Source organism: Curtobacterium sp. PhB78 (assembly GCF_003751685.1).
Lineage (GTDB): Bacteria > Actinomycetota > Actinomycetes > Actinomycetales > Microbacteriaceae > Curtobacterium.
This window is the reverse complement of record NZ_RKIA01000011.1, coordinates 34,988-48,734: the sequence shown is the minus strand read 5'-3', so window position 1 is coordinate 48,734 and position 13,747 is coordinate 34,988. Positions and strand designations below refer to the sequence as shown.

At 73.0% G+C, this 13,747-nt stretch carries 15 protein-coding genes; 4 read left to right on the top strand and 11 right to left on the bottom strand.

Going from position 1 to position 13,747, the window contains the following annotated elements; all coding sequences use genetic code 11:
• Window positions 1-181: 181 nt before the first annotated feature.
• From rlmN to EDF53_RS18665, 3 genes are all read right to left on the bottom strand, one after another.
• On the bottom strand, window positions 182-1,414 hold the full coding sequence (gene rlmN, locus EDF53_RS18675; protein WP_111086542.1) for a 23S rRNA (adenine(2503)-C(2))-methyltransferase RlmN: 1,233 nt from the start codon (window positions 1,412-1,414) through the stop codon (window positions 182-184).
• 90 nt (window positions 1,415-1,504) lie between these two features.
• Entirely contained in the window at window positions 1,505-2,260 is a 756-nt protein-coding gene (locus tag EDF53_RS18670) for a C40 family peptidase (protein WP_148058390.1), read from the bottom strand.
• 367 nt (window positions 2,261-2,627) lie between these two features.
• Entirely contained in the window at window positions 2,628-3,362 is a 735-nt protein-coding gene (locus EDF53_RS18665; RefSeq protein WP_123294943.1) for a pyridoxamine 5'-phosphate oxidase family protein, read from the bottom strand.
• Window positions 3,363-3,396: 34 nt separating this feature from the next.
• Here EDF53_RS18665 and EDF53_RS18660 point away from each other — a divergent pair, with 34 nt between their 5' ends.
• Window positions 3,397-4,881, top strand: coding sequence for a PLP-dependent aminotransferase family protein (locus tag EDF53_RS18660; protein ID WP_185021111.1), 1,485 nt, complete (start codon window positions 3,397-3,399; stop codon window positions 4,879-4,881).
• Window positions 4,882-4,935: 54 nt separating this feature from the next.
• On the opposite strand, the gene EDF53_RS18655 is transcribed toward EDF53_RS18660, so the two are convergent.
• The 3 genes from EDF53_RS18655 to EDF53_RS19510 all read right to left on the bottom strand — a co-directional run bounded on the left by EDF53_RS18655 (window position 4,936) and on the right by EDF53_RS19510 (window position 6,637).
• Window positions 4,936-5,451, bottom strand: coding sequence for a hypothetical protein (locus EDF53_RS18655; protein ID WP_123294941.1), 516 nt, complete (start codon window positions 5,449-5,451; stop codon window positions 4,936-4,938).
• A 98-nt stretch (window positions 5,452-5,549) separates the two neighbouring features.
• A complete protein-coding gene (locus EDF53_RS18650) occupies window positions 5,550-6,425 on the bottom strand; it encodes an alpha/beta fold hydrolase (protein ID WP_123294940.1) in 876 nt (291 codons plus the stop codon).
• Between the two features lie 44 nt (window positions 6,426-6,469).
• Window positions 6,470-6,637, bottom strand: a complete 168-nt coding sequence (locus EDF53_RS19510; protein WP_159572230.1) for a hypothetical protein — start codon at window positions 6,635-6,637, stop codon at window positions 6,470-6,472.
• Window positions 6,638-6,791: 154 nt separating this feature from the next.
• On the opposite strand from EDF53_RS19510, the gene EDF53_RS18645 reads away from it, so the two are divergent.
• Both EDF53_RS18645 and EDF53_RS18640 read left to right on the top strand, forming a co-directional pair.
• Entirely contained in the window at window positions 6,792-7,142 is a 351-nt protein-coding gene (locus EDF53_RS18645; protein ID WP_123294939.1) for a GntR family transcriptional regulator, read from the top strand.
• Between the two features lie 50 nt (window positions 7,143-7,192).
• Window positions 7,193-8,095 (top strand): DUF1648 domain-containing protein, encoded by a 903-nt coding sequence (locus EDF53_RS18640; RefSeq protein WP_260216158.1) that lies wholly within the window; start codon window positions 7,193-7,195, stop codon window positions 8,093-8,095.
• 164 nt (window positions 8,096-8,259) lie between these two features.
• Here the strand turns inward: EDF53_RS18640 and EDF53_RS18635 are convergent, their stop codons facing one another.
• Window positions 8,260-9,021, bottom strand: coding sequence for an SDR family NAD(P)-dependent oxidoreductase (locus tag EDF53_RS18635; RefSeq protein ID WP_123294938.1), 762 nt, complete (start codon window positions 9,019-9,021; stop codon window positions 8,260-8,262).
• Between the two features lie 80 nt (window positions 9,022-9,101).
• On the opposite strand from EDF53_RS18635, the gene EDF53_RS18630 reads away from it, so the two are divergent.
• Window positions 9,102-10,604 carry a hypothetical protein gene (locus EDF53_RS18630; RefSeq protein WP_148058389.1) on the top strand — a complete coding sequence of 501 codons (1,503 nt, stop codon included), beginning with the start codon at window positions 9,102-9,104 and terminating at the stop codon, window positions 10,602-10,604.
• An 80-nt stretch (window positions 10,605-10,684) separates the two neighbouring features.
• On the opposite strand, the gene EDF53_RS18625 is transcribed toward EDF53_RS18630, so the two are convergent.
• From EDF53_RS18625 to EDF53_RS18610, 4 genes are read right to left on the bottom strand one after another with little or no spacing between them, the layout of a single operon-like run.
• Window positions 10,685-11,602, bottom strand: a complete 918-nt coding sequence (locus EDF53_RS18625; RefSeq protein ID WP_123294936.1) for a phosphogluconate dehydrogenase C-terminal domain-containing protein — start codon at window positions 11,600-11,602, stop codon at window positions 10,685-10,687.
• The gene (locus tag EDF53_RS18620) at window positions 11,599-12,444 is read right to left on the bottom strand and encodes a sugar phosphate isomerase/epimerase (protein WP_123294935.1); all 846 of its coding nucleotides are present in this window, start codon (window positions 12,442-12,444) and stop codon (window positions 11,599-11,601) included. Before EDF53_RS18620 ends, EDF53_RS18625 begins: the two co-directional genes overlap by 4 nt.
• Window positions 12,441-13,256, bottom strand: a complete 816-nt coding sequence (locus EDF53_RS18615) for a triose-phosphate isomerase family protein (RefSeq protein WP_123294934.1) — start codon at window positions 13,254-13,256, stop codon at window positions 12,441-12,443. Before EDF53_RS18615 ends, EDF53_RS18620 begins: the two co-directional genes overlap by 4 nt.
• A complete protein-coding gene (locus EDF53_RS18610; RefSeq protein ID WP_123294933.1) occupies window positions 13,256-13,741 on the bottom strand; it encodes a ribose-5-phosphate isomerase in 486 nt (161 codons plus the stop codon). Before EDF53_RS18610 ends, EDF53_RS18615 begins: the two co-directional genes overlap by 1 nt.
• Window positions 13,742-13,747: the final 6 nt, after the last annotated feature.

Genomic DNA, 13,747 nt, shown 5'->3' with positions numbered 1-13,747 from the left:
ATCCGCTGCCCGGGGAAGAACCGTGGCGGACAAGATCCCCGGGTAAACCCAGTGACCGTCTCAGCCGTTCCGTTCTCCGCCGCCGTGGCAACGAGAGGTAACACTACACAGGCTCCGGGGGCCTCGCCAACCGTGGTTCCTCCCGGGCGTGTCGGCCCGGGAGCGCCCGTCGGCGCCGGGGCTACTCCGCTGCAGCGAGCTGCCCGCAGGCCCCGTCGATCTCCTTGCCGCGGGTGTCGCGCAGGGTCGTCGGGATGCCCGCGGCGTTGAGCCGGCGGACGAACTCGTCCTGCACGTGCACCTCGGACGAGGTCCACACGGAGCCCGGCGTCGGGTTGAGCGGGATCGGGTTGACGTGCACCCACCCCTTGCCGCGCTTGTTGAGCTTCTCGGCGAGCAGGTCGGCACGCCAGGCGTGGTCGTTCATGTCCTTGATGAGCGCGTACTCGATCGAGACACGGCGGCCCGTCTTGACGTAGTAGTTGTGTGCGGCGTCGATCGCCTCGTCGGCCTTCCAGCGCGAGTTCACCGGGATGAGCTCGTCGCGGAGTTCGTCGTCCGGGGCGTGCAGCGACAGCGCGAAGGTCACCGGGATGTTCTCGTCCGCCAGCTTGAGGATCGCGGGGACCAGCCCGACGGTCGAGATCGTGATGCCACGGGCGCTCATGCCGAGGCCGTTCGGCTGCGGCGCGACCATCAACCGCACGGCGTCCATCACCCGCTTGTAGTTGGCGAGCGGCTCCCCCATGCCCATGAACACGATGTTCGTCACGCGCTCGGCGTCGACGCGGTCCTTGCCGCCCTTGCGGGGATCGCCCCCGAGCTCCCCCGCGGCGATGGCCGCGTTGGCCCGGACGATCTGCTCGATGATCTCGGCGGTGGACATGTTGCGGGTCAGCCCCGCCTGGCCGGTGGCGCAGAACGGGCAGTTCATGCCGCAGCCGGCCTGCGACGAGACGCAGAGCGTGATGCGACCCGGGTACCGCATGAGCACCGACTCGACCAGGGCACCGTCGTGCAGCTTCCACAGGAACTTGATCGTGTCGCCGTTGTCCGTCGCCAGCCGCCGGGTCTCGGTCAGCAGGGGCGGCAGCATCCCGGCGACGAGCTGCTCGCGCTGGGCGGCAGGCAGGTCGGTCATCTTGTCCGGGTCGGACGTGTAGTGCGTGAAGTAGTGGGTCGCGAGCTGCTTCGCGCGGAAGCCCGGCAGCCCGAGTTCCTTGACGCGGGCCTCGCGCTCCTCGGCCGTCAGGTCGGCCAGGTGCACGGGCGGCTTGCCGCGCTTCGGCGACGCGAACTGCAGCAGCGGACGGCCGTCGGTGTCGGTCGCCTGCTTCCAGCCCTCGGTGCGCGGGCGCACCTGCGGACGAGCAGACTGCTGCTGTTCGAACGGGGTACGGGTGTCGGAAGCCATCAGGCCAGGATACGGGAGGCCCGTGACACGTCGGTGCCGGACCCTCCGGTGGCCGGGATGGTCACCGTCGACGGCCCCGCCTGCATCGGGTCAGCTGCCGGCGGGCAGCAGGCGCGCGAAGTGGTGCGCGGCTGAGTACATCGGCACGATGTCGACGACCTCGCCCGGGTGCGGTGCCTGCAGCACGAGTCCCTGGCCGAGGTACAGCCCGACGTGGTCCTCGTCGTCGTACACGACCATGTCGCCGGGCAGCGCCTCGGACTCAGGGATCGTCGTCGCCGCGGCGTCCTGCGTCGGGACGTAGTGCACGAGCGGGATACCGACCGCGGCGTACGCGACCATCGTCAGGCCGGAGCAGTCGATGCCCTCGTGGCTCGCGCCGCCCTCGACGTACGGGTCCCCCATGTACTGCAGGGCGGTCTCGACGATCGTGGCGCGGTCGCCACCGGCGGACAGCGCCGCCGACAGGGCCGACTGCGCCTGGGCCGTCGTCACCCCGAAGCGCAGGTCGAGCGTCGGGTACGAGACGACCGTGGTCGTGGTGGTCATGCCGTCGGTGGTGACGACGGGGACCTTGACGTCGTGCGCCACGGTGAAGGTCTGCGCGGCCTGGGAGGTCGTCGTGCCCTGCTGCATCTCGGCCGGGGTCGCCGCGTTCGCCGGCACGGCCAGGGTCAGGCTCGAGGTCACGGCGATCGCCGGCGCGAGCAGGATCGCGGCACGCTTGGCGTTCGCGGTGCGGCGGATGTGCCGCGGGTCGACGGCCCGCTCGGCACGCAGGACGGCCTTCCGGCTCAGGACGGCCGCACCGGCGCTCGAAGCGACTGGGAGCGGACGCGGCTGCATCCGGACGGTACGGGTCGGCTTCGGGTGCTCCACGAACGTGGCCCGGGCAGCAGCGGGACCGAGGGCCGACCGACGACCACGGGGACGGGACAGCTGCGGCTGCGGAGACGCCGGAGCGGGTTCCACCGCGGTGTGCGGGGTCCCTCGCGAGGGCTGTCGGTCTTCGGCTGCTGCAGGCAGGGCGTGGCGTCCCATGGGTCCTTCCGGGTCGGGACCGCTGGGCGATCCGGAAAGTAACGTATTGGTCACGGGGCGGATCGAGGCTGGGCAGTCCCGGAGTGTTCCTGCGGCTCGTCACAGGAACGGGCGATCCTCGCAGGTCGCTCAGATGCGGCGGATCAGCGTCCAGTGGCCCGAGGACCCGGCCTCAGACGGACGCGACCCGCATGACGGCGGCGATCCGGGCCTCCCGGTCGGACGACAGGTGGTCGAGGCGAGCCGCCAGCGCCACGACGGACGCGTCGACCGGGGCGTCCCCCGAGATGTCCCCCGGTACCGGGACGCCGGCGCGGACGGCGAGCGGCAGCACGCCGGCCCAGACCGCGTGGTCCTCGCCGTCGTCCGCGGCCTCGCCGTTGCCCTGGAACCGGACCTTCACGCTCGCGCGGTCGAGGGGCAGCTGCAGGACCTGGGTGGCGCGGACCTCCTTCGGGGTCATCCCGCGGACCTCGTCGCGGCGGCCGGGCATGAGGTGGTCGGAGACCTGCCAGAGCGCCTCGGTGCGGAGCTCGGGCGGCACGACCGTCGCGGCGCCCGCGATCATCGCGCTGCGGTAGTTCGCGGAGCTGTCGAAGGTCGAACGGGCGAACACGAGCCCGTCCAGGTGCGTGACCGTCGCTGCGACCTGCACGCCGGTGGCACCTGCTTCGAGGAAGAGGCCGCCGCCGGTCGAGCCGTGCAGCAGCAGGACCGGGCCGGCGCCGAGGTCGCCGACGCCGCACAGGAAGGGCAGCACGATCGGGTGGCCGCCGCGGACGAACCCGACGTGGGCGAGGTGGGCCTCGGCGAGGATCGCCCGGAGGACGGCGGGGTCGTCGGACTGGCGCTCGCGGATGCGGCGGACCCGCAGGTCGGGGCCATCGGCGGGGTTGGGGGTGCTCATGCTGGCCACGCTAGGTTCGACAGTGGTCCAGTGCGTGGACCAGATCGAGGTGATCGTGGTGGACCAGTCCGGCAAGACCGCAGGGGTCGTCGCCCGCATCCGACGGATGGTCCACGACGGCACGCTGCGCGAGGGCGATCCGCTGCCGTCGACCCGGGCGTTGGCCGCCGAGCTCGGCGTCGCACGCGGAACGGTCGTCGCCGCCTACGACCAGCTCGACGGCGAGGGCTGGATCCGGACGCGGCACGGTGCGGTGGCGCGGGTCGTCGCGTCGGCTGGCATAGGCGGCGTGGGCGGCCGGGGCGGCGCCGTCTTCGGGGACTTGCGGCCAGCGACCGAGAGGGGCGCGGCAGCGTCGGCCTCAGCGGCGGCCGCCGCCGCCGCCCGGACCATCGACTGCCGCCCCGGGGTCCCCGCCGTCACCGCGATCGCGCAGCGGGACTGGCGCGCAGCCTGGCGGGCGGCGGCCGACGCCCCACTGCGGAACGCGGTCGCGGACCCCCTCGGCACGGTGGACCTCCGAGCGCAGGTGGTCGCGCAGCTCGGCCTGAGTCGCGGATTCGCGCCGTCGGTCGACCGGGTGCTGCTGACCGCGGGGACCTCCGAGGCGCTGTCGCTCGTCACCGAGGCGCTCCGCGTGCACCTCGGTCGCGCCCCCGTGTTCGCGGTCGAGGACCCGGGGTACCGGACCGGTCAGCGTGCGGTGCTCAGCGCGGGCGGTACCGTCGTCGGCATCCCGTTGGACGACGACGGGATGGACCTCGACGCCCTGACCGCCGCACCGCCGGTCGACGTCGTGCTCGTCACGCCGACGCACCAGTACCCGCTCGGCTCGGTGATGCCGGTGGCGCGACGGCAGCGGCTGCTCGCCTGGGCTGCGGCGACGGGCACGCTCGTGGTCGAGGACGACTACGACTCCGAGTTCCGGCACCGCGGCAGCCCCGTGCCCGCACTCGCGGCGCTCGACGCCGACGGGGTGGTGCTGCACGTCGGCGGGTTCTCGAAGACGCTCGACCCGCGGCTGCGGTGCTCCTACGTCGTGCTGCCCGGGGCGGCAGGTGTGCCGGTCGGGGCCGGATCCGTGGCCGGGGTCGCCGACGCGGTGCTCGCTGCCCGTCGTGCCCGCGGCGCGGTCGTCGCCGAGCCCGTGCAGGTCGCGCTCGCGCACCTGCTCCGGACCGGTGCGCTCCGCCGGCACCTCGGCCGGGTCCGGCGCGACTACACGCACCGTCGCGCCCGGATCGCGGCTCGGCTCGACGGCGTCGCCGGACTGGAGGCCCGTGCCCTGACCGGCGGACTGCACGCCGTGGTCGTGTGGTCGGGTCCGGCGACCGGGCATGAGGTCGCGGCGCGGATAGCCGGTGCCGGCGTGCTCGTCTCGACGCTCGAGGAGTACGGGATGGCTCCGGGCAGCACGCCGGCCGGGGTCGTGCTGGGGTACGGGGCGGTGACGGTGCCGGAGCTGGACCGGGCGCTGGACGCGCTGGTCGCCGCGGTCGCGGCGCTCGAGCGGGCCTAGCGCCTTCGGTGGCGCTGGTGCCCCGGTGCGCTCCGGCCGCCGGACGAGTCGCGATCAGCCGCCGGACTGAGCGGTCGCCACCACGTTCGAACCGGCCTGCTGGCACGCGGTGTTCAGGGTGCGCCCGACGAGCTCCCACTCGGGGCTGTCCTGGAGCGCCGGCCCCGACGCGGGTGCCGGGTGGGCGTCGAGGTACTCGAGCGCGTAGTCGATGGCGTTGTCGAGCCGCTCGTCGGTGCTCGACAGGTGCTCGTACCCGAAGCGCTCCGCCGCGATCAGCGCCTCGTACTGCGCATCGGTCAGGGCACCGCGGGAACGACCGTCCGAGGCGTTCAGGGCGATCGTCGACAGCGCGCTGATCTGCCCGCAGACGGCCGCGGCGCTCCGGTCCTCCTCCATCGGGTCCACCGTGGGGGACGCCGCCGGTGCGTCCACCGCTGCGTCCGCCGACCGAGCGCTCGACGAGGTCGGCGCCGGTGCCGACGAGGCGTCGGCCGAGCACGACGACAGGGCGACGGATGCGAGCAGTGCGCCGACGACCAGGGGCAGTGCGAGTCGGAGGGAAGCCATACCCGCCATCGTGGCAGCGCCGTGGTCACGCACGGGGCGTCGTGTCGAGATCGAGACCTCGTCGATACCGGATCGTGAGCAAGCGGGCGAACCGGTGGTCAGAGCTGCTGCAGGTGTGCGCGCACCTGTGCTTGCACGGCGGCGGCGTCGCGGTGGTCCCAGAGTGCGAAGTGCGTGCCACCCGGCAGCGTGACGAGCTCGGCGCCGGGGATCGCTGCGGCGGCGCGGGTGCTGTCGTCCGGCCGGACCTCGGTGTCGGCGTCGCCGTGCACCAGGAGCGTCGGGGCCCGGACGGCACCGAGGTCGAGCGACTCGACGGCCGCGAGCTGGCGCACGTCGTTGTCCCAGCCGGCGCGTCGGGGTCCGGAGGCGTTGCCGGTCCGGGCGAGACCGAGCAGGAACGCCCGCCGCACCGGCTCGGCCAGGACGCCGGCGACGTGTTCCCGCAGGGCACCGCCACGCAGGGTGCTCACGCCGGCCACCGCAGCGCGTGCCGCGGCAGCCGGGGCGATGCGCGCAGCGGCCGATGCGAGACCGGCGCCGAACGCGGTGTCGGTCACGAGTCGTTCGGCCGGTCCCGCAGACCCGGGGACCCAGCGACCGGACACCCCGGAGGCGACGGCGAGCGCCCTGGCCCGATCCGGGTGACGGACCGCCAGTCGGTACGCGGCCGGCGCGCCACCGGACCAGGCGAGCACGCCGACCCGGTCGATGCCGAGGTCGTCGAGGACCCGGGCGAGCTGGTCGGCCTCGTCGTCGATCGTGGGGTGCTCGGCGTCGAGCCGGGTGCCGAGGTACCCCGGGCGCGAGACCGTGACCACCCGGAAGTCCTGGGACGGCAGGAAGCCGGCCATGAGCTCGGCGACGTCGATCCCGCCGGGACTGCCGTGCAGGACGAGCACGGGGACGCCGGTGTCGGACCCACGGGTCCCGACCTCGACGCCACGGGTGACCGCTCGGGTCGAAGGGGGCATGAGCCGACGATACTGCTGGCCCCCATGCGGCGTCGGTGGCGGGGTCAGCGGGCCTCGGGGCGCGCGGAGCCGCGGGTGCTCACGAGGTCGGCGAGGGACGGTTCGGCCTCGTCGGTGGGCACGGCCCAACCACGTCGGGCGGCCTTGCGGACGAGACGGTAGGTGGTGACCTGGACGGGCTCCACCCCGTCGGCGGATTCGTAGTTCGTCATCGTGGTTTTCTCCCTGAATAGCGAGTGGTTCGCTGCAGCCGAAAGTACCCGGACGCCGTACCCCCGGACGGGGGCCTGCGTTCCATGGCCAAAGGCCGGAGAGCGCGACACGAGAACCCTCGCCACGGCGGGATTGTTCGCATACAATGCGAACATGTTGATCACCGTCGACCCGACCGCACGGGCCACGCTCGCCGAACAGGTCGCGTCGCAGATCCGGTACGCGATCGCACGCGGAGACCTCGCGAGCGGGGAACGCCTGCCGTCGGCGCGCGAGCTCGCCGCCGCGGTCGACGTCAACATGCACACGGTGCTGCGCGCCTACGCGCAGCTGCAGGACGACGGACTGATCGAACTGCGGCGGGGTCGCGGAGCAACGGTCTTGCGATCGGGCAACGCGTCGTTCGACCGGCTGCGCACGCTCGTGGACGAGCTGCGCGACCAGGCCGACACGCTCGGGGTCCCGCTCGACGACCTGTTCACGATGATCAAGGGGGCACGATGACGAACCGACCGATGCACGCAAGGACTCGCCTGGCTGTGGTGGCACCCGGGATGGTGGTGTTGCTGGCCCTGGTGGTCGCGGCACTCCTCGCCGCGCAGACCCTGCCCGACCGCATGGCCGTGCACTTCGGGGCCGACGGCACCGCGGACGGCTGGAGTTCGCCCTGGCCGGTGTTCTGGATCACGCTCGCGGTGACCGCCGGCGCCGTGGCCCTGGCGCTCGCGGCGCTGCGGATGCCGGACCGCCGGACCGCCGCCACCCTGGTGCTCGTCGCCAACCTGTTCGCCGGCAGTCTCGGCACCGCCTGGATCGTGCTCGCCGCGACGAACACCGTCGGCGACGGAACGCTGTCCGGCTGGTGGACCGTGCCGTTCCTGGCCGTCAGCGCGGTCATCGCCGCGGTGCCGGTCGTCGCGCTCGTCCGGTCGGCTCCACCGGTGCCCGCGCACGACGTCGAACCGCTGCGCATCGGGTCGGACACACGGGTCGCGTGGCGCGCCCGCATCGGCAGTCGCTGGTTCGCGGCGCTCGGGGCCGTCGTCGTCGGACTCGGGATCGGCACGGGGCTCGCGATGGCTCCGGCCGACATCGGTACGGCCGTCGCGTCCGGAGCGGTGCTGGTCGTCGCTGGGCTCGCCGTGCTGGTGCTCGCCCGGGTCGAGCTCACCGTGGACCGACGTGGGATGCGACTGACCTCGACGTGGACCCGCATCCCGCTCATGCGCGTCCCGCTCGAGCGGATCGAGTCCTGCGGGTGGGAGGACGTCTCGCCCGGACAGTGGGGTGGCTGGGGCTACCGGTTCTCCGGCCGCGGGGTCGCCTACGTGGTGCGGTCGGGGCCGGGCCTCGTGGCACGGCTCCGCGGTGGGCAGGCACGGATGGTGACGGTGCCGGACGCTGCGGGCGGGGCCGCGGCCCTGGGCGCACTGCTCGCGCACCGCACGCCGGCCTGACGGGGTTGCGCCGGGCCTCCCGGTCGGGGTGGTGGTGCGTCCTGCGAAGGCGACAGATCTCGTCGGCCGCGCGCCGTCACATCCGCGAAAGCGACAGGGTGCTGCGAACCGTTGGCGGCACACTGTCGCTTTCGCGGAGAGGCCTCGCCGCGCGCCGCAGGCGGTCAGAGGCTCGTCATGCCGCCGTCGACGCGGAACTCGGCGCCCGTCGCGTAGGACGACTCCGCGCTGGCGAGGTAGACCATGATGCCGGTGACGTCGTCGGGGGTGCCAGGGCGGCCGAGGGGCGTGCGGGCGACGATCGCGGCCCGCGCCGAAGGGTCGCCGGAGATCGCCGAGACGAGCCCGGTCTCGGTGTAGCCCGGCACGACAGTGTTCACCCGGATGCCGTCCCGCGCGTAGGCCATCGCGGTCGCGCGGACGAGCGAGTGGATACCGCCCTTGGTCGAGGAGTAGGCGGCGAAGTCCGCACCCTCGCCGTTCAGCCCGGTGGGTGAGCCCGTCGCGATGATCGACCCGCCGCCGCCGGCCGCGAGCATCGCCCGGACGGCGTGCTTCACGGTCAGGAACGTGCCCGTCAGGTTCACCGCGACCGTGCGGTTCCAGGTGTCGAGCGACACGTCCGCGACCGCAGCGTCCTGCCCGAACAGTTGCACGCCGGCGTTCGCGACCACCACGTTCGGCGTCAGGTCGCGCTCCGCGAGGGCGGCGAACCCGGCAGCGACGCTCGTCTCGTCGGCGATGTCCATGGTGAGCGGCAGCGCGAGCGCGCCGGCTGCCGCTGCTGCGGTGCCCGCCGCCGTCGCGTCCCGGTCGGCGTAGACGACGCGCGCTCCCTCGGCGACGAACCGGTCCGCGATCGCACGGCCGATGCCGGAGCCCGCCCCGGTGACGAGTGCGGTCCTGTGGTCGAGTCGAGCGGTCATGCGGGAGCTCCGTCCTGGGAGCGTCGTCGCTCCACGGACCCATCATTGCCCAACCGGTTGACCGGTGGTAGTCATGAGCCATGACTACGGTGTCGATCGGCGCGTGGCGGTTCACGCTGCGCGGTGCCGAGCTCGCCGACCTCGAGTACGACGGCGAACCGGTGCTACGGGCGATCCGCTTCGTGACGCGGGACCACGACTGGCGCACCGCCGACGACACCGTGCTCACCCAGACGCTGCCCTCAGGCCCAGGCAGCAGCGGGCGGCTCCGCATCGAGGCCAGCGCCCGCTACGACGGCACCGAGGTGCTGCGGTACACCCTCGAGGTCACCGTCGACGGCCCCACCCTGCACGTGGACGCGGTCGGCACCACCACGACGCCGTTCCGCCGCAACCGCATCGGCCTGGTCGTGCTCCACCCGCCGACCCTCGCCGGCGTGCCCGTCACCGCGCGGCACCCGTCCGGCACCGTCACCGAGGCCGTGTTCCCGACCTGGATCGCGCCGCACCAGCCGGCCGCCGACCTGTCGGGGCTGGACTGGTCGACGGGTCGGGTCGCGCTGACGCTCGACCTGGCCGGCGACGTGTTCGAGACGGAGGACCAGCGCAACTGGACCGATGCCTCGTTCAAGACCTACTCGACGCCGCTGTCCGAGCCGTTCCCCGTCGCGCTCGACGCGGGCTCCGTGATCCGCCAGTCGCTCACGCTGCGCGCGACGACGGACGATCGACCGGGAGGCACGGCCTCCCCCGCCCCGGACCTCGCGTTCCTGGACGGGCCGGCTCCCACCGCCGTGGTCGCCCCGCCGCCGACGCTCCAGCTGCTCGCCGCCTCGGCCCCTGCCGCTGCACGCCCGGCCGCGGTGCCGCTCGGCGTGCCCGTCCTGGTCGAACCCGTGCTCGGCGATCCGAACGTCGGGGCCGTGCGGGCGTCAGCGCGACGCGATGCCGGTGGCGGGCCGCTCGACGTCCGGTTCGTCACCGACGACCCGGATCGGCTGCGCGCCGCGATCGACGACATGCTCGACTCGGGCGCGGTCGTGCGGATCGGCGCGTTCGACCCGACCTCGCACGTGACGACCCCGGCGCTGCAGCAGGCCCTGCGCGACGCCGCTGCTGCTGTGGGCGACCTCGAGGTCGTGGCGGGCACCCGCGCGCACTTCACCGAGCTGAACCGGACCGTCGACCTGTTCCGCGACTGGGACGGGCCCCTGACCTTCAGCGTGACGCCGCAGATGCACGACCGGTCGCCCGAACAGGTGACCGAGTCGATCCGGATGCAGCGCTGGGTGGTGATGAGCGCCTCCCGGCTGGCCGCCGGCAGGGCGCTCCACGTCGGACCGGTGACGCTGCGGCCACGGTTCAACGCGGTGGCGACGTCCGCGCGCCCCGTCGTGACCGACGCGACGATCGAGGCCGGGTACGGGCCGCAGCTCGTGGCGGACGCGACGGACCCGGCGCAGCACTCGGCGGCGGCGCGGGCGTGGTTCGCGGCGTCCGTGGAGGCGCTGACGGTGCCGGGGGTCGTCTCGATCACCCTCGCCGAGGCCTGGGGGCCCCGCGGCGGGCGGCTGCCGGGGTAGCGGGTGGTGAGTACCGCGAAAGCGACAGATTCCCGCCGATGGTCGGCGGGAATCTGTCGCTCTGGCGGATCAGACGAACGTCAGCGGCGGACGGCGTCGATCTTGAGCATCTTGGCGATGACGCTGTCGAGCTCGCTGTCGTCGAAGACCTGCTTCCAGTCCTCCTTGATGAGCTTCTCGCGGCCGTAGCCCATGGCGATGTGGCAGGCGTCCGAGAACGGGTTCGAGCCGCGCAGGCCGTTGGTCAGCGCGATCCAGGTGTGGCCGTAGAGCATGGCGCGGGCGGCCTCGCGGGGCACGCCGACACCGGTGACGGTCTCCTCGAGGGCGTCGTTGAGGAAGTCGCCGATCATGCAGGCGATGGTCTCGACGAGGGTCGGCTCGAGCACGGCGAGCTGCTTCACGGTGACCCAGTGCACCTGGATGACGGGCGCGTACATGGTGGTGATGACGGCCTCGGCGATCGCCTTGGCGGAGTCGTCCGGGTCACCGAGGGACTCGGACGCGTCGAAGGCCGCGATGACCTCCTGCGGGGCGGCGATGCCCCCGAAGGTGTCGTCCCACTCGGCCTTGGTGGTGCGCTCGAGGAACACCGACGGGTGGCACGGGTGCGCTACGGCGTAGTGGATGTCCTCGCGCTTGGCGAGCAGTCCGGCGTAGGCGGCGGCCGGGTCGAGCGTCAGGATGCTGGCACCCGACTTCATGACCGGGACGAGCTGCTCCGAGATGGTGCCGAGCAGGACGTCCGGCACGGCGAGGATGACCACGTCGGCGACCTTGGCAGCGTCGAGGCTGTCGGTGAGTGACCGGCCGAGGGCCTGGATGCGCTCCTGCCCGGCGGGCGAGGCCTCGCTGTAGAGCGTCGTGTACTCGCTCTTCGCGAAGTTGTTCGAGACGCGGGTGCCCATCTTGCCGCCGGCACCGATCACGGCGACGGTGACGTCGGCCGTACCGGATCCGGCAGCGACGGTGTGGGGGGTGGTGACGGTGTCGGTCATGATTCCTTGCTCCTGATGTGCTCGATGGTGTGTTCGGTCCACGCCGCCTCGATGCGGGTGGTGGTCTGTGCGGGCGTCTCGCCCGGTCGTGGGTCGGCGCCCGCGTGCTCGTCCTGCCAGGGCAGCCAGAACTCGATGACGCGGTTGATCCCGCGGGCGTCGGGGTCGATCGCGGCGCGGATGCTGTCGTGGTCGACGACCCCGGTGCCCATCGGGACGCCGGTGTACTGGAACCCGACCCACCCCGGCGACCGGGTGAACCCGGAGTCCTTGACGTGCCAGTTGACGACGTGCGGGGCGGTCATCGCGACGACGTCGGCGGGGTGTTCGAGCCGTGCGACGGTGTTCGCCGGGTCCAGGCAGATGCCGAGGTGGTCGGAGCCGATCGCCTGCACGACCGCGACGAGGTCGGCGGTGGCGATGACCTCGTAGGTCTCGAGGGCGAGCGTCACCCCGGCCGCCTCGTAGGCGGGGAGCGCCTGGCGCAGACGGCGTTCGGTCTCGGCGGTGTCCGGCTGGTCGTCGCCGCTCGTCCACATCGACCGGACGAGCGTCGCACCGAGCACCTGCGCGACGTGCAGGTACCGAGCGAGGTGCGCCGGGTCGGTGCCGCGGGTGCCGACCTCGAGCGTGAGCCCGAGGTCGTCGGCCAGCGTCCGGATCGCGCCCAGCCGGTCGTCGGACGCGGTGTCGAGCGGCAGGTGGTCGCAGATCTGGAACAGGTCGACGCCGTCGTGGGCCGCAGCGTCGCGCAGGGCGTCGTCGAGGGACAGCGCTGCCGGCACACGGTCGGACATGCGCCAGAAGTAGGCGTAGGTGGAGAGGCCGAGCAGGGAGGTCACGCCGGTGCTCCGTCCTGCGTCGCAGCCAGCGCCTCGGCTTCGTCGAGGATCGTGCGGATCGCCTCGGGGTCGTGGGCGAAGCGGCCGAGGAACAGGCCACCGATGCCGCCCCGTCCCCGGGTGAGCAGGCCCGGCCCGGCGCTACCGCCGTAGATGACGACCGACCCGGCGAGCTCCGGCCGGTTCGCCAGGTGCTGCTCGATGCCCGCGAGCACCGCGACGATGTGCTCGTCGGGAGCGGGCTGCGGTGCACCGATGGCCCAGACCGGCTCGTAGGCAGCGATGACCGGTCCGGCGAGCCCGTCGGCGACGGCCGTTGCGACGAAGCGGTCGAGCTGCGCGGTGACCTCGGCGACGGCAGCGGACGGATCGCCGTCGGCCGCGCGGTCGGTCTCACCGATGCAGATGAGGGGACGCAGGCCGTTGCGGAAGGCGGCGTGCACCTTGCCGGCGATGTCCTGGTCGGACTCGTGGAACAGGGAGCGACGCTCGGCGTGCGCGATCTCGACCAGGTCGACCCCGACCTCGCGGAGTTCGCGGCCGGACACCTCACCCGTGAAGGCACCCTCGTCGGCCCAGGCCAGGTCCTGCGCGCCGAGGAGCACCGGGGTGCGCTCGAGCACGGCGTGCACCGGCACGAGCGAGGGGAACGTCGGGATGGCGAAGAGTTCGACGGCGCCGGACTGCACCGCCGGGTGGGTCCGGGCGATGTCGGCCACGGCGGTCGCCCACTCGAGCGTCCGGGCGTGCCCGAAGTACATCTTGAGCGACACCCCGATCGTGATCGGGGCCGCCGCCGTGGTCGCCGGCATCAGGCGTCGGTCCCGACCGGGGCAGAACCGTCGTAGGCACAGATCGCGGCGACCTTCGACGCGCTGGCGGAGGACGGGTCGAACGTGTAGCCCAACCACTCGCGAGCCATCCGGCGGGCGACCTCGACGCCGACGACCCGCTGGCCCATGCAGAGGACCTGGGCGTCGTTCGACAGGACCGAACGCTCGACGCTGAACGAGTCGTGCGCGGTGACGGCCCGGATGCCGGGGACCTTGTTCGCCGCGATCGCGACACCGAGTCCGGTGCCGCAGATCAGGATCGCGCGGTCGGCCTCACCGTTCGCGACGAGTCGTGCAGCATCGACAGCCACGTGCGGGTACGCAGTGTGCCCGTCCGCGTCGACGCCCACGTCGGTGACGCTGACCACGCGCGGGTCCTTCGCGAGGTCGGCCTTGATGATCTCCTTGTAGTCGAACCCGGCGTCGTCCGAGCCGACGACGATGCGGAACTGCTGCTCGGTCATGGGGGG

Excerpts from the sequence above, each read along its gene's own strand:
- rlmN (WP_111086542.1), bottom strand. The coding sequence starts at position 1,414 with ATGGCTTCCGACACCCGTACCCCGTTCGAACAGCAGCAGTCTGCTCGT.
- EDF53_RS18670 (WP_148058390.1), bottom strand. The coding sequence starts at position 2,260 with ATGCAGCCGCGTCCGCTCCCAGTCGCTTCGAGCGCCGGTGCGGCCGTC.
- EDF53_RS18665 (WP_123294943.1), bottom strand. The coding sequence starts at position 3,362 with ATGAGCACCCCCAACCCCGCCGATGGCCCCGACCTGCGGGTCCGCCGC.
- EDF53_RS18655 (WP_123294941.1), bottom strand. The coding sequence starts at position 5,451 with ATGGCTTCCCTCCGACTCGCACTGCCCCTGGTCGTCGGCGCACTGCTC.
- EDF53_RS18650 (WP_123294940.1), bottom strand. The coding sequence starts at position 6,425 with ATGCCCCCTTCGACCCGAGCGGTCACCCGTGGCGTCGAGGTCGGGACC.
- EDF53_RS19510 (WP_159572230.1), bottom strand. The coding sequence starts at position 6,637 with ATGACGAACTACGAATCCGCCGACGGGGTGGAGCCCGTCCAGGTCACC.
- EDF53_RS18645 (WP_123294939.1), top strand. The coding sequence starts at position 6,792 with ATGTTGATCACCGTCGACCCGACCGCACGGGCCACGCTCGCCGAACAG.
- EDF53_RS18640 (WP_260216158.1), top strand. The coding sequence starts at position 7,193 with ATGGTGGTGTTGCTGGCCCTGGTGGTCGCGGCACTCCTCGCCGCGCAG.
- EDF53_RS18635 (WP_123294938.1), bottom strand. The coding sequence starts at position 9,021 with ATGACCGCTCGACTCGACCACAGGACCGCACTCGTCACCGGGGCGGGC.
- EDF53_RS18630 (WP_148058389.1), top strand. The coding sequence starts at position 9,102 with ATGACTACGGTGTCGATCGGCGCGTGGCGGTTCACGCTGCGCGGTGCC.
- EDF53_RS18625 (WP_123294936.1), bottom strand. The coding sequence starts at position 11,602 with ATGACCGACACCGTCACCACCCCCCACACCGTCGCTGCCGGATCCGGT.
- EDF53_RS18615 (WP_123294934.1), bottom strand. The coding sequence starts at position 13,256 with ATGCCGGCGACCACGGCGGCGGCCCCGATCACGATCGGGGTGTCGCTC.
- EDF53_RS18610 (WP_123294933.1), bottom strand. The coding sequence starts at position 13,741 with ATGACCGAGCAGCAGTTCCGCATCGTCGTCGGCTCGGACGACGCCGGG.